The following is a 15,392-nucleotide window of genomic DNA, read 5'->3' as shown; positions in this document are numbered from 1 at the left end:
TCCTTTAATACAGCAATTAGATGAGAAAATATCTGTTAATCATATCAGCAGCCCTGGTGTTTGTGTTTGGTTGTAAAAAGGATGCTGACTTCCTGCAAACTGATCCTACAAACGTTCTGACAGATGAAGCCGTGTGGAAAAGTGAAGGTCTGGTATTGTCAGTACTGGCGGACCTCTATAATCGTTATGTAGATCAGCAGACTATCACCAACTGGGTAGAGTTTACGAATTTCGATGAAGCATTTCCGTCTCAGGCCAGTGAATACTGGCGTGTACAGCAGATTGACTATCCTTACGGATGGTGGTCTATGTGGGATTATGGCCAGATGCGCGACCTGAACCTCTTTATTCAGAAGTGCTCTGCTGCCAGTGCTTTAAGTGAAGATGCACGTAGCCGTTTCCTGGGTGAAGCCCGTTTCCTGCGTGCTGCCCTGTATTTTGAAATGGTAAAACGTATGGGTGGCGTTCCTTTGATCACTGAACCTATGACATACAATTTCAGTGGCGATCCTACCTATCTGCAACATGCAAGAGCAAAGGAATCTGAGGTATACGATTTCATTATTGCAGAAATGGATACAATCAAAACAATGCTGCCAGATGATCGTGGCATACAGGCAAGAGCTACCAAAGGAGTAGCGCTGGCTATGCAGGCGAGAGCAGCTTTGTATGCAGCTTCTATCGCAAAATATGGTGCAGGTACTCCTTCAGTATCTACCCCAGGCGGCGAAGTAGGTATCCCTGCTGATAAAGCAAATGCTTACTATACAAAAGCCCTGGCTGCAGCACAGGAACTGATCAACGGTGGTAAGTACGCACTGTATCAGAAAAAAGCAGAAGATCTGCAGGACAACTTCGCTGCAACATTTTATGATAAGTCTAACAACCCGGAAGTCATCTTCGCACAGGATTTCAAGTTGAAAAGCGGTAAGGTACAGGGATGGACAATCGTTAACCAGCCATGGTCTTCTGCGGAAGAGCAACAGGGTGGTCGTGTGAATCCTTCCCTTAACCTCGCCGAACAATATGAAAAACTGGACAACACATATGCTCCGTTTGCCACTAACTCAGGCAGCGATTACATCTACTACGATAAGCCAGGTGATATCTTTGCTGGCAGAGATGCAAGATTAGGTGGTACTATCATGCTGCCTGGTTCTAAATTCAAAGGCAAAGACCTGGATATCTGGGCAGGTATCATGTACTGGAACAATGGCGCGTTCAGCGTGATCAGCGGTGATACTTATGGTGAAATCGGTAATATTCCCGGTGGCCCTACAGGCGTACAGGTAGTAGGTACTGATGGCCCGATCGATGGTAAAGAATACTCTGCACAAACTGGTTTCCTGGTACGTAAGTTCATGGACCCAACCATTGGTTCCGGTCAGCTGGGTACACAAAGTGAAGTTTGGTGGGTACGTTACCGTTATGCAGAAGTACTGCTGAATGCAGCGGAAGCCGCTTTCGAACTGAATCAGCCTGCTGTTGCAGCTGGTTATATGAACACCGTGCGTGCAAGAGCTGGTCTGACTACACCACTGGCTGCTACTGACATTACTTTCGACAGAATCGTACATGAAAGAAAGGTAGAACTGGCATTTGAAGGTCATGAACTGTTTGACAACAAACGCTGGCGCCTGGCACATAAAGTATGGAATGGAGAAAGCATCAGCGCAAGTGATGTCGTTTCCAACATCGGCAAAGCTGATAAGTTGAGTACCCAGATCTATGGTCTGTGGCCTTACAAGATCTACAATCCAGGTAATGCAAACAATGGTAAGTATGTATTCAAAGTGGTGAAATCTGCTAACGTAACTGCTTCACACCGCTTCAACCTGGGTAACTATTACTCTTCTATCTCAGCAGATATCCTGAGTAATAACCCTAAGCTGGTAAAGAATCCTAATCAGTAAAATGTAAATTATGTTTCGTAGAAAATATATCACCGGTCTATTGATTGCCATGACTGCATTTGCATGCAAGAAGGATAATTATGATGAACCAAAGACCTCTTTTCAGGGTAGCATTACTTACCAGGGTGAAGCCATCAATGTAGCTTCACGGGCTGTATATTTCGAACTGTGGGAACCGGGATGGGGTAAGAGCGGCTCAATTGCGGTGGAGGTACAGGAAGATGGTTCTTTCTCTTCCCTCCTCTTCAACGGTAATTACAAGCTGATCATCCCTGCCGGTCAGGGCCCCTTCAGATCTGTAATTAACAATGCTACAAATAGCGATACCCTTCTGCTGAACCTGTCTGGCAATAGGAAAATGAACATTGAGGTAATGCCTTACTACATGATTCGTAACCAGCAGATCGCCAAAAGCGGTACTAAAGCGGCAGCTACTTTCAAACTGGAACAGATCATCACAGATGCTAACGCAAGAAGCATAGAAAACGTGTATCTTTATCTGAACCAGACTGCCATCGTAGACCAGAGCAATTATAAAGTAAGGACGGCGTTATCTGGCAGCGATATTACCGATCTGAACAACGTAGCAATGTCTGTCGACATTCCTGCTTCTATGTCTCAGGTAGGTACTACCGGCGATCAGAATTATGCCTTTGCAAGAATTGGTGTAAAGATCGCAGGTGTGGAAGATCTGCTCTATTCAGAAGTGGTTAAAATTAACCTTTAATATTTGTCATCACATGACCGCTGAGTGCAATGAGAATTTGCATTCAGCGGTTTTTTAATTCTTGTATATGAAATCTATCTTCCGCCTTTGTGTATTGCTTTGTGCCTTTGCCTGCAATGCACAACAGAAAGGCTCCTTTCTCAACCCCCTCCTCACATCCGGCCCTGATCCCTGGGTAACGTATAAGGATGGGTATTATTACTACATGCATACCGTAGGCAATCACCTGGAACTCTGGAAAACAGCTAATATGGCTAAACTGGGAGAAGCCCCTCACAAGAATATCTGGACACCTCCTGCTACGGGTCCTTTCTCCAAAGATATCTGGGCTCCGGAAATCCACTTTCTGCGGGGTAAATGGTATGTATACTTCTGTGCTGACGAGGGCGATAATCAGAACCACCGTATCTATGTACTGGAAAACAGTGCTGCTGACCCAATGGAAGGTACCTGGGAAATGAAAGGAAAGGTAAGCGATCCTGCTGACAAGTGGGCCATCGATGCCTCCGTATTTGAACACAAACAAAAGTTGTATATGATCTGGTCCGGCTGGGAAGGAGATAAGAACGGGGAACAGGACATCTACATCGCGGAAATGAAGGATCCTTTCACTATTACGGGCAAACGGGTCAGGATTTCCCGTCCTACGTTTGACTGGGAAACACATGGCGATCTGAACGATCCTAAGCTGCCACACGTTAACGTGAACGAGGGCCCGGAGATCCTGAAACATGGCAATAAGCTGTTCCTGTTCTACAGTGCATCTGCCTGCTGGACAGACTTTTATGCATTGGGTATGCTGGTAGCCGACGGTAATAGTAACCTGCTGGATAGCGCCAGCTGGAAGAAGAGCACGAAGCCAATGTTCCTGCAATCACCTGAAACAGGAGTGTTTGCGCCAGGGCATAACTCCTTCTTTACAACACCCGATGGTAAACAAAACTGGATACTGTATCATGCCAACGATAATCCGGGTGATGGCTGTGGAAACAAGCGTTCTCCCCGTATGCAGCCCTTTAGCTGGGATAAGAATGGGATGCCTGTTTTGGGCAAACCAGTGTCAGTAAAGACACCATTACGTATGCCGTAAATAATTATTTTAATATGTTTCGCAATGATACATAATGCAGGCTCATGGGGCTATGTTAATGTTTGTTAATAACAGGAAAGTGTGATGTTAAATTCGCGATAGTGCAGTATCTTTTGCTACGAAATCGGTTAAGTTTAAGGGCGCACTAAAAACAGCACCAGACAGCACTAAACACCACTATCAACAACTTTATTCCACCAACATTATGCCTTCAATCGTATTGCATTATGTTATCATTGCGAGCATTACAGTTGTATTTGTTATTGTAAACAAAATCTATGGCCATAAAGGCAAAGTGAGCAAAGAAAGACATCGGACAACAGTTTATCACTACAGCAGCAGAAAAGCGACGCATTGATAACCCACATTTAAAGATCAGAAAATTACTGCGAAAGGGGATTTTCGCAATCATACCTCCTTGTACCGTATTGAGAATCATTCCCTTTCGTTTAGTCTATAATAATTATGGACTATTTTTTGGAAAATACGATCTCTCCCATTAAATTTGTTATCACCACCACCTGATACAGTCCACCACTGTTCAAACAAATTCAGCTTTATTATTCACCGGCAAAAAATAACTGATCCTTCAACGGAGTGGGTATTGCTATGCAGATACTGGCCGGGGATGGGTCCAAAAATCAACCTTCTGTTCTCTGTTGTTAGGTCTGTGGGGCTGTATCAGCAGCCTTGCAGTCCTTTTAAAAAGAAAGATCATGAAACTGAACTTATATAGACAGTATGCGGCTTCATTTGCCTCCCTGGGTGTCATCGCGGTGATCACCACATTTACCATATCGGTGAGTGTAGAACAACATCAGTTAAATAACCAGCAGGATGCACCTGACATGAGCGTAGCCGTTGCCAACGCCGATACCTCATCAGGGATGGGAACTTTATCTTACCAGGGCGCGGCTTATAAGGGGGCAAACAAGGCAATTGTTATTTCACATTAAATACGAACCCAATACCATATACATTCTTGATACTGATATTGATATTATGTTGGAAATATTTTCTGAAACGTGAAATGAAAACGTCGAGGCTGCGGCCTACAAAGTAGTCATTGGAACCCCATACTTTAGTGAGAATTTCTTCCCGCTTCAATACACGGTTCACATTGTTGAAGAACAGCACCAGCAAATCACATTCCCTCGGGGTAAGAATGATCTCTTCACCCTGTTCTGTTACCAGCTTCAATGAATCTACAAAGAGCTGTGTGGTACCTATATTGATCACTTTTTGCTGGGCAGGCTCCGCACTGACTACAGGTTGTTTCCGCTTGATGATATTGCGGATGCGTAGTACCAGTTCATCTACATCAAAAGGTTTTACCACATAATCATCTGCCCCTATTTTCAGGCCGTTCAACCTGTCGTTCTTATCTCCTCTCGCCGTGAGGAAGAGGAAAGGCACGTCACTGTTCAGCTGGATGATATGCTCCGCCAGTTCAAATCCATTCAGTCCCGGCAGGTTTACATCTATAAGAAGAATATGATAGGCATTGGGCGATTTCTCAAATACGTCCAGGGCGGTCCGGCCATTTTGCTGCCAGTCCACATCAAAATCCATTAATTCCAGGTATTGTTTTACAACGTTTCCGAGGTCTGCTTCATCCTCTACTAATAGAATTTTGTGTTTCATCCCCTTACAATTTTCACTTAGGTATAATGATTACAAATGTACTTCCCATGCCAGGTTCGCTCTCCACTCTTACAGCCCATTGATGCGCATCTATGCATTGTTTTACATAATGCAGCCCCAATCCTAAACCCTTTGCATTTTGCGTCAGGTCTTTTTGATTCCGGTAGAATTTATCAAAGATATAACGGATTGTTTCTTTATCCATACCAATTCCGTTATCACTGATAGAGATCTGTATATCGGTGTCTATTACTACCACAGCTACCTGAATCTGCTTTACCTCCTGCAGGTTGTATTTAACCGCATTATCCAGGAGGTTGAGCAATAGGGTCGTAAAGTGGAAACTGTCTGTATCGACAATGATAGTGGATGGTGCAGGTACAAAAGATAATTGCAGATTGTCTGAAGGGAACTTGATACTGAAGTCTGTGAGGATCTCACTGATCAATACATTCAGGTCTTCCGGGCTTTTCTGCACATATAGCTGGTCCACGGTAGCAATATCGAGTACCTGCCCGATCAATAACTTCAATCTTTGAGACTGCCGCTCTATGATGTCAGAAAGGGAACGGATAGCTGTTTTATTTTCGAGTACCCTTTCATTCTGAATGTTCTTATTGGCTACCATAATAGCAGACAATGGCGTATGGAACTCGTGGGTGATGTTGTTGATAAAGTCAGTTTTTACATCGGCAATATGCTTTTGTTTGATCCAGTTGCGCAATGTGATGAAGAACAGGATGATGATTGCCAGTACAGAGAGCAGGCTCATGGCCAGAATGCCCTGCATTTGTTTGAACACCACCTGCCTGCGGTTGGCAGGATCTGCATAAAGTGAAAAACTGATGGCATAGGTATAAGGTTTTGGATCAGATACAAAGAGACCGATGATCTGGCTTTGCTCATCAGGGTTGCTAAGATCACCGAATATCCTGATACCCTTGCTCGTCTGAATATCTGCATCTATGAGCGGATATTTATTGCGCTTGTCATAGATGTTAACATATTTAGGTTCGGCAAATTGCAGGTCGATACGCGATACAACGAGCAGGTATTTCAGCGAATCCCGGATGCCCTCTTTGAATTTAATATCCCTTAGTAAGGCATCTGCATTCTGCTTGTTGATCAGTGTCTGGAAAATATTACGGAGTAATAACTGTGACGCATGGTTGAAACGGACGGTATCTCCTGCTTTATATAGTGTTTCGAGCGCGTGGTATTGAGGTGATAAGAGGCTTTCTATAATATCCTTTCCACCAGGAAAGATGTGATCGTTGATGATTGCTTTCGTATACCGTTCATTGATACGACCTTTTTTTTCATAGTAGAATCTTCTGTTCAGCAGATCATAGGTATTGTATACTAACATGATCTGGACGATCGCCAATACAATGAAACAGATAACAGACGAAGTGATATAAACCTTAACCGGATGCCTCATGAAATAATTCCTGAAAGACAAATATATTCTTTCAATCGCCAGTTTAAACCCCATCCGCGTTTTTCTGTTCATATTTAAATATCGGGAATTTAAATTTCATTTACAATTCGTTTAAAATTCATTGACAACTTTTAACGAATGGGATTGGTAATTTAGCAATAGCGTATGCATAGTTTAAACGTTATTGATAGAGGCGGAGTCCTCTCCTTTGTGCTAAAACTTACCACGATACAAGTACTCTGAACTGTAAATTGCATGCTGCAAGCCAGGCCGAAAAACAGGTCTCAACAGGTTTTTCATCTTCATTAACCCCCTGGTATGCAGCATGCAATCTCTCACTTTCTCTTTTTATTGCCCTTGATTCTGATCAGATGTTTGATTTTCAATTAGTTAACATTATTTAACCTTCCCCCTCATAAGCTGGCAAACCTTTTGATTTAGCTTAAGTGTTCTTCGATTACTCACCCCATTAAAATGCGAGTTGATATGGCAAAAGACCAGGAAACAGGAACAAAGCATGAAAGTGGAAAGAAAGTGAAGCACCCCAGTCAGGCTGAAGCCATTGGCCTGACCACCAACAAAGAAAAAAACAGGGGCCCCCATCCTACCGGCGTGGCGAAAAAAGCGGCACATCGCATGGCCAACCATGGTTAGCTTTCTTATATCTGATCTTACAGCATTTGTACCCCACTGTTGCGACGTATTGTCGTAATAGCACAACTAATTTTTGTTTGTTATGGAAAAACATACAGTTACAGTATATATAGAGGGTCGGTCCTATCAGATTGCTATCAGTGTGAATGAAGTGCGTCATGAAACCACCTATGAAGTAATTACGAGTGGTAATATTCTGAAAGATTTCTCACCGGATATGATTGATTGGCAGGAAGACAGTATGGTGATGCCGGAAGAAAGAGTCAGAATGGTGGAGAGTGAGCAGATCGCGCGAATTATCTGGACTGATATCCTTGACATGATGGAACGGTGATGTACCCCCAGATAATGGATTGGGAAAAGCCTGTATCGATAAAAAGATACAGGCTTTCTGATGTGCGCCAGGCATGGTTATAAGCTCTAAGGTGTAAGTCCTGAATGAGCGTTGCAGTACGTATCATTAGCCAAAGGCAAGGGTGTCGTGGGTGACCACGAATCTGAAGGAAGCCGGCGGCAAACATTCGAGCCCACGAACAGAAATGGTATACAAGGCAAGGCATGGTGGGCGATGTCGCATCACAGACAAAAGCCCTATACTGCACGGAACCATGTTGTGTAAATACCGGGGCTACATGAATGGAAAGCGTATAACCTTACCCTGGGAGATCTGCTGGCAATCCGGCAGAGGTATGAGAGAATACCGAAGCGGAAACAGAAGTCAGCATAAAGAATGGCTTCAAGGTGCCATCAGAAGTCAGCCGAGGTCATAGTAAGCCGGCAACGAGCTGCATCCCGAAACGAAGGCAAAAGCAGAAGTCTCACAAAAGGAAGAAGGACCGAATGTTAGAATGGCGAAAATGAACAAGCCGTTTATGAGCGAGGCGATCACAACGGAAGAACACTGGAAAACTACCTGTGCGAGGATAAGCCGGAAGCTGAAAGTAAAACACAGGAGGAGTTGAGCCTCATCATGCAATCAATGGGAGTGACGCCGGGATGATTTTTTTTTTCAAAGTAATAGTATGCTGGAAGAAATATTAGATATCCGCAATGTACAAAAAGCCTTTAAGCAGGTAACTGCCAATAAAGGAGCGGGGGGTATAGATGGTATGCAGACCGATGAACTTCGTGACTACCTGAATACGAACTGGCAGACGTTGCGGACCAGTATTTTAGAAGGCAGGTACGGCCCCCAGGCAGTTAAGAAAGTAGAAATAGACAAGGAAAATGGCGGCGGTAAAAGAATGTTGGGAATACCTACTGTAATCGACAGGCTAATTACCCAGTCAATATCCCAATGGCTAAGCCCACAGTATGAAGGAGAGTTTTCCAATTATAGCTATGGGTTTAGAGAAAACCGGAACGCTCATCAGGCATTGTATCAGGCACAAACAAACCTGAACGACGGCTATGAATGGGTAGTGGAGTTGGACTTAGACAAGTTTTTCGATCGGGTGAACCATGACCGGCTAATGTCGCTTCTGGCCCAAAAGATAGCTGACAAGAGGACGCTGAAACTACTGCGCTCATACCTGAATTGCGGGATGATGGAAAATGGGGTTGTGATAGAACGTAAGGAAGGCACTCCTCAAGGCAGCCCTCTCTCCCCCCTGCTGAGCAACATTGTTTTAAACGAACTGGACAAAGAGTTAGAGGCAAGAAGCCACCGGTTTGTACGGTATTGCGATGACTGTAGCATCTACGTGAAAAGTGAAAAGTCAGCGACGCGCGTGCTGTCAACAATCACCGAGTTCATAGAAAAGAAGCTAAAGCTAAAAGTAAACCGTACAAAAAGTAAAGTGAGCCGTCCGATAGAGAGTACGCTTCTGGGTTTCTCTTTTTATCGAAGAGAGAAAGGGTGGGCAGTGCGCATTGCATCTAAATCGCTGAGAAAGATTAAAGAGAAGATGAAGGATCAAACGCAGCGTAAAGCCCCCGGCAAAGTGAAAGACAAGATAAAGAAGATGGAGGCCATAATAGTAGGTTGGGTGAATTACTTTCGGATAGCCACGGCCAAAAGCAGAATGGAAGAACTGGACAGGTTGGTAAGAACACGTCTAAGAATGGGAATATGGAAACAATGGAAAAGGCCATCAACACGGTGGAAAAACCTGAAAATGTTGGGAATTAATGTGGGTAAAGCTTATGAGTGGAGCAACAGTCGTAAAGGCTACTGCCGCATTGCAAACAGTGCAATACTGCACCGAGCCTTGAACAACGACTACTTTACTAAACAAGGGTATGTAGGGTTCGCCAATCACTATTACTGGAAAACAACTCACCAAACTAAGTTATTCTGACAAACCGCCGTATACCGGTCGGTACGTACGGTGGTGTGAGAGGACAGAAAGCCGGCATGACCGGCTTTCTTCCTACTCGATTTTATTCAATAGCCGGTCAGTTCCTGGCTGAGGGCGGCGATGCATCGAAGATGCCCCTTCGCATCCCGGTGAGCAAAGGCTTCGGCGATGCTATGATTGTTTATGCACAAAATGGGGAGGCTATTTATCCACAAGACTCCCATTTACGTAATTTTGGATAAGGTAGATAAAAGGTATACATTGTCTGAGAGTAATATCGAAGCAGTGCAATATTAATAGCAGTATGAACAAACAGGCGTATGATGCAATCGTAGTAGGTGCAGGCCCTAATGGTCTGTCAGCTGCTATTACCCTGCAACAGCGGGGCATACAGGTATTGCTGTTAGAAGGAAAAGATACTATTGGCGGCGGTCTTCGCTCCAAAGCACTCACCCTGCCTGGTTTTGTACACGACGTTTGTTCTGCAATACATCCCCTGGCTGCAGGATCACCTTTCTTCCGTACCCTGCCACTCGCTGATTATGGATTAAAATTTCTGCAACCGGAACTGGCTGCTGCACATCCATTTGATGATGGCACAGCTGCGGTATTACACCGCTCCCTGGATGAAACTGCCAAAGGTTTGGGCATTGACGAACGTGCATACCATCAACTTATGGACCCGGTAGTGAGAGATTGGCCTCTACTGGCACCAGCATTACTCGGTCCCTTGTCAATTCCAAAGCATCCTTTGGCCATGGCGCGTTTTGGTCTGAAAGCATTACTGCCAGCCAAAATGCTGGCGGCAAGGTTCCAGGGAAAAACGGCGAGAGGCTTGTTCGCGGGCATGGCTGCACATTGCATACAACCCTTATCGAACCTTACTACCGCAGCGATAGGCATGGTCTTATTAGCTAACGGACACCTGGAAGGATGGCCTGCACCACAGGGCGGCGCTCAGGCGATAGCTAATGCACTGGCGGCTTATTTTGAATCAATAGGCGGCGAGATACAAACCAATACGTATATCCGCTCATTAAATGATTTACCATCAGCCCGCGCAATTCTCTTAGACCTTACGCCTAAACAATTGCTGGAAATAGCCGGCGATAAATTAAAAGGCCTTTATAAATACCAGTTACAACACTACCGTTACGGTATGGGAGTATTCAAAGTTGACTGGGCATTGGATGGGCCAATCCCCTTTACCAATGAAAATTGCCGTAAAGCAGGCACCGTACATTTAGGCAATACACTGGAAGAAATTACCCTCAGTGAACAGATCTCTTCAAAAGGCTTGTATCCGGAAAAACCATTCGTACTGCTGGCGCAACAAAGCATCTTCGACCCTTCCCGTGCACCCGAAGGCAAGCATACTGCCTGGGCATATTGCCACGTGCCACATGGCTCTACCGTCGATATGACGGCGCATATCGAAAATCAGGTGGAGCGCTTTGCCCCCGGTTTCCGCGACTTAATTATTGGCAGGCATACAATGAACACCCGCGAAATGGAAGCCTATAATCCTAACTATATAGGCGGCGACATCAACGGTGGAATATTAGATATTACCCAGCTCTATACACGACCTGCCATCCGCTTATCTCCCTACAGCACACCTGCAAAAGGGATCTATATTTGTTCCTCTGCAACCCCTCCTGGTGGCGGTGTTCACGGTATGTGCGGCCACCATGCTGCAAAAAAAGCGCTCAAAGATATCTTTAAAATCCATTAACAATCCATTTGAAATCTGTTGACAGGTTGGTAAGCAACCTGTGCTTATTTTTATACAGAATCGTGTTGACCTGAATCTGAAGACCAAAATCGATTTCCACAATTAAGAGCGCACTTTATTAACCAAACGCATAACGCCCATTATGAAGACCCGTAATTTTACAAAGCTATCTTTGTACGCTGTATGCCTGTGCAGTAGTCTCGGAGCCATGGCCCAGGCTGAGCTAAGCACCAATGGTGGCGTCGTCACTGTACAGTATAACAATGACAACGCTAAGGAAAACTATCAAAACATCACAGACAATGATGTAAACACCAAGTACTATACTGCACATACAGACATCTGGCTGCAGTACCAGTCGGCCTATTCATCCATTTTAAGCCAATACTCCATCTCTTCTGCCAACGATGCAAATACCCGTGATCCTAAAGACTGGGTGCTCTTAGGCTCTAATGACGGCAGTACATGGGTAACACTGGATACGCAGACTGCACAGACATTTGCAGCCCGGTTTCAGACCAACACCTACATCGTATCAGGTGCCGCTGCTTACCTGTATTTTCGCCTGCACATCACGGCCAGCAATGGAGCAGGAGCTATCCAGTTCTCCGAATGGAAACTGACAGGATCCGCGGCTGGTCCTGCTGCGCCAGGTCAGCTCACAGCCAGTATTTCAGGCTATAATGCGAACCTGAACTGGACAGATAATGCAACAAATGAAACCGGTTTTATTGTTTCAAGCTCTATTGATGGTGTGAATTTTCATACACTCGATACCGTAGCTGCGAATGTGCATCACTATGCAGATAGTGGTCTGAGTGTAGGTACGGCTTACATCTACCACGTAAGAGCACTGAATGCAACAGGTGTATCGGCAATTGCAAAATCACCAGTTGTAAGAACCGCACCGGCACCATATGCCATCGACCTGACTGACTATGTAAATGGCCGCGTAACCGATCAGTATAATACAACAGGAGCAGAAGGTATTGCCAAAGCAACCGACAATAGTATTTATACAAAATACCTGGCGTATCATTCTACTACATGGGTAGTCTGCAAATTAGCGCAGCCTGGCACTGCTACCCGGTATGCTATTACCTCCGGTAATGACGCAGATGGCAGAGATCCGAAAAACTGGGTATTTCAAGGCTCCAATGACAGTACCACCTGGGTAACACTGCATACACAATCGAACCAGGTATTTACCGGCAGGCAAATGAAGAGAACCTTCGTGTTTGCCAACACCACACCGTATACCTATTACCGTTTGAATATTACTGCGAATAACGGTGATGGATTGGTCCAGTTCTCCGAACTGGAGATCTATGGTACGGGTACTGGTTCCTTCCCTACAGGTGCCCCTGCAGCGCCTTCGGACCTGGTTACTACCAGCGTTTCCGGTAACCAGATCATCCTGGATTGGTCTGATAATGCAACCACTGAAACCAGCTATCGCTTAGAACGATCTGCAGATAGTACTAACTGGGATTTCTCAAAAGTGCTGCATCCAAATTCTACGCATTTCTATTCGCTGGAATTATCCCCGCTTACGACTTACTATTATCGCGTAAGAGCTGAAAACAATGATGGTAATTCTGAATGGGTGTATGCACATGATACTACGCTTACAAGCACCCCACCTGCTACCTGGAAAGAGCACTGGTTTGAACACCGGGAATTGCTGTCATTAGTGTACAGCAATAGCAGTATCAATATGTACTACGATAGTGCAGTTCCCAGAACCGTCACCTGGATGAATGATGATATGACGAAGGTGTGGGATTATGTGAAATCAAATTACGGCAGCTTCAGTGATCCAAAATTAAATATGGTGTATCACAGTGTAGCAGGCTTCTCCGGCGGACACCCGGCAACCGTATTTGATGACTCACATGATTATCGCAATGTAGCAGATCTGGGTGGTGACTGGACAACAAGAAGTGACTGGAACCTGGGAGCATCTATCCATGAGGTAGGGCATATTGTAGAAGGTGGCAGCAAAGGCGTGAAGAACTCACCTGCATTTTCCATCTGGCATGACAGTAAATGGATGGAGATCTTCATTTATGATGTGGAAAAACGCCTGGGCTGGACAGCAGATGCACAGGGAACTTATGATGATGTAATTGGTGGTGTGGAGAATTATCCTAAGCCAGGCACGCACTGGTTCAGAGACTGGTTCTATCCGCTGTATTCCCGTTCTGATACCAGTGCTGCATTGAACAGGTATTTTACTTTATTGTCTGAATATTTCCCGCAACACAATGGAGAATATACAAGAGATCTGAACCTCGGTGAATTTGTACATTTCTGGAGTGGAGCTGTAAAGTATAGTCTGAAAAAGCAGGCCGATACCGCATTTAAATGGGATGATGAACTGGAGATGCAGTTTAAACAAGCACAGATCGATTTTCCATTCACTTATCCCGATGAACTGGCGGTGCCCGATACTACTGTTATCGACACCGTAAAGACCACGGCATGCCATGTATGGCCCAATCCTGCTTCAGGTTATGTAAATGTATCACTGCCGGGCAAGGCTGCAAAGTACATCGTATCATTATATAGTCTGAATGGAGTGAAGCATCTTTCACGCATCGCGCAGGGAAATACCATCACTTTAAATACCAGCAATTTACCGGCCGGTCTATACATTCTTACAATAGCTGATGAGCGCCAGCGGGCAGTAAGCAAACAGAAAGTAATAATTAATAATGCCAGGCATTAAAAATAAGCCAGGTGCCTGGGTACAGGCTGAAAAAAAATGCTTCTACCTGCTAGTAGAAGCATTTTTTTTATAATATGAATAGTACTTTAATCCTCCCCACACGACATCCCTCCTGAAATGAAAAACCATTTATTCCCTCTTTAAATCAAAGGATTGACCTTACACACATTCCGTGGCGATAGTGAAGAATAATGGAAAGCTTTAGCAGATGGGTACATCTACTATTACAATCTTGTAGTACACAGGATCAGCAATTGACAAGCAGTTCGATAAGTATAGTATAGTCACAGGCACTCCTGGCAAAGCAGTATCACATTACTGTGGCGCCGGGAGTTGTTGGTTTATAGACCTGCCATTTCTTTCTTCGCAAGGCGTAACCACTGTGCGTTCATCCTGCGCACATATCTTGGATGCAGGTAAAATTCATCTTTAATCGTTTGGAACTGCTGCAGGGCTTCCTTGTTCCTGTTCTGCTTTTTGAGGAATGCACCATAGTGATACATGGCTGCTATCGAATGGTGCACACGCACTACTTTCTTATACACTTCTTCAGCAGGAGGTAGCATACCGGTGGCTTCCAGGGCACGCGCATACATCAGCTCATCTTCCTGTTTGATCAGGTGCGCATTCGACTGTGCAAAAGCTTTTTCCATGCAGGCAATACTCTCTGCATAGCGTTGATCATAGAAGTAAAAGCGCCCGAGCTGTTGTAAAATGCCCAGGTCTCTGGGAAAACTTTGGCGACATTCTTCCGCCAGTGCAATCGCTCTGCCATATTGTTGCTGGTCAGCTAAAGCAGCAGCCAGCCCCATTTTATTAGCAACAGTATCCGATAACCTGACACGGCGTTCCCACTCCCCGATTACTGCTTTTGGAAAAAATACCCGCTGCAGGTTCGGGAAGAACTCCCCGCTGTTGATTTCCGGTAATATTTCACGGATAAAGTAGATGATACAACCGATCATGGGTAAAAAGATCAGGAGATACAGGTAGTCTCTTTTGCCTGTTTTAAGACAATGGATTATGCAAATGATCTGTAAACCAACTACTAAGTAATAATAGTTACTCCAGAGGCCAAAAATGTTCATGGTGTAAAAATATGTAATTTGATCTTATCCTGTTATGGTTGCGTTGTAGTTTGAATTTTTTAAAAGCCC

Annotated in this window: 12 protein-coding genes; 9 read left to right on the top strand and 3 right to left on the bottom strand. The window is 44.7% G+C overall.

Annotated elements, in window-relative coordinates; translation table 11 throughout:
• Positions 1–20: 20 nt before the first annotated feature.
• The 4 genes from U0033_RS19645 (at position 21) to U0033_RS19630 (ending at position 4,686) form a co-directional block, all read left to right on the top strand.
• Positions 21–1,913: a RagB/SusD family nutrient uptake outer membrane protein gene (locus U0033_RS19645; protein ID WP_072358325.1), complete on the top strand. Its 1,893-nt coding sequence runs from the start codon at positions 21–23 to the stop codon at positions 1,911–1,913.
• Positions 1,914–1,923: 10 nt separating this feature from the next.
• A complete protein-coding gene (locus tag U0033_RS19640) occupies positions 1,924–2,640 on the top strand; it encodes a DUF3823 domain-containing protein (RefSeq protein ID WP_072358323.1) in 717 nt (238 codons plus the stop codon).
• A 67-nt stretch (positions 2,641–2,707) separates the two neighbouring features.
• Positions 2,708–3,730 carry a glycoside hydrolase family 43 protein gene (locus U0033_RS19635; protein WP_072358321.1) on the top strand — a complete coding sequence of 341 codons (1,023 nt, stop codon included), beginning with the start codon at positions 2,708–2,710 and terminating at the stop codon, positions 3,728–3,730.
• Positions 3,731–4,446: 716 nt separating this feature from the next.
• On the top strand, positions 4,447–4,686 hold the full coding sequence (locus tag U0033_RS19630) for a hypothetical protein (RefSeq protein WP_072358317.1): 240 nt from the start codon (positions 4,447–4,449) through the stop codon (positions 4,684–4,686).
• On the opposite strand, the gene U0033_RS19625 is transcribed toward U0033_RS19630, so the two are convergent.
• Positions 4,673–5,374 carry a response regulator transcription factor gene (locus tag U0033_RS19625; protein WP_072358313.1) on the bottom strand — a complete coding sequence of 234 codons (702 nt, stop codon included), beginning with the start codon at positions 5,372–5,374 and terminating at the stop codon, positions 4,673–4,675. The two genes, U0033_RS19630 and U0033_RS19625, sit on opposite strands and share 14 nt — an antisense overlap.
• A gap of 13 nt (positions 5,375–5,387) precedes the next feature.
• The gene (locus tag U0033_RS19620) at positions 5,388–6,887 is read right to left on the bottom strand and encodes a sensor histidine kinase (RefSeq protein ID WP_072358311.1); all 1,500 of its coding nucleotides are present in this window, start codon (positions 6,885–6,887) and stop codon (positions 5,388–5,390) included.
• Positions 6,888–7,301: 414 nt separating this feature from the next.
• On the opposite strand from U0033_RS19620, the gene U0033_RS19615 reads away from it, so the two are divergent.
• From U0033_RS19615 to U0033_RS19595, 5 genes are all read left to right on the top strand, one after another.
• Entirely contained in the window at positions 7,302–7,469 is a 168-nt protein-coding gene (locus U0033_RS19615) for a hypothetical protein (protein WP_177318559.1), read from the top strand.
• A gap of 82 nt (positions 7,470–7,551) precedes the next feature.
• Positions 7,552–7,803, top strand: coding sequence for a hypothetical protein (locus U0033_RS19610; RefSeq protein WP_072358309.1), 252 nt, complete (start codon positions 7,552–7,554; stop codon positions 7,801–7,803).
• Between the two features lie 688 nt (positions 7,804–8,491).
• A complete protein-coding gene (ltrA, locus tag U0033_RS19605; RefSeq protein ID WP_322518441.1) occupies positions 8,492–9,769 on the top strand; it encodes a group II intron reverse transcriptase/maturase in 1,278 nt (425 codons plus the stop codon).
• 304 nt (positions 9,770–10,073) lie between these two features.
• A complete protein-coding gene (locus tag U0033_RS19600; protein ID WP_072365065.1) occupies positions 10,074–11,504 on the top strand; it encodes a phytoene desaturase family protein in 1,431 nt (476 codons plus the stop codon).
• A gap of 142 nt (positions 11,505–11,646) precedes the next feature.
• Positions 11,647–14,235, top strand: coding sequence for a T9SS type A sorting domain-containing protein (locus U0033_RS19595; RefSeq protein WP_083571838.1), 2,589 nt, complete (start codon positions 11,647–11,649; stop codon positions 14,233–14,235).
• Between the two features lie 341 nt (positions 14,236–14,576).
• Here the strand turns inward: U0033_RS19595 and U0033_RS19590 are convergent, their stop codons facing one another.
• Positions 14,577–15,323 (bottom strand): hypothetical protein, encoded by a 747-nt coding sequence (locus tag U0033_RS19590; protein ID WP_072365069.1) that lies wholly within the window; start codon positions 15,321–15,323, stop codon positions 14,577–14,579.
• Positions 15,324–15,392 lie beyond the last annotated feature (69 nt).

Origin of the sequence: Chitinophaga sancti (assembly GCF_034424315.1) — a bacterium.
Taxonomy (GTDB): Bacteria; Bacteroidota; Bacteroidia; order Chitinophagales; family Chitinophagaceae; genus Chitinophaga; species Chitinophaga sancti.
This window is presented reverse-complemented; position numbering and strand designations above follow the sequence as displayed.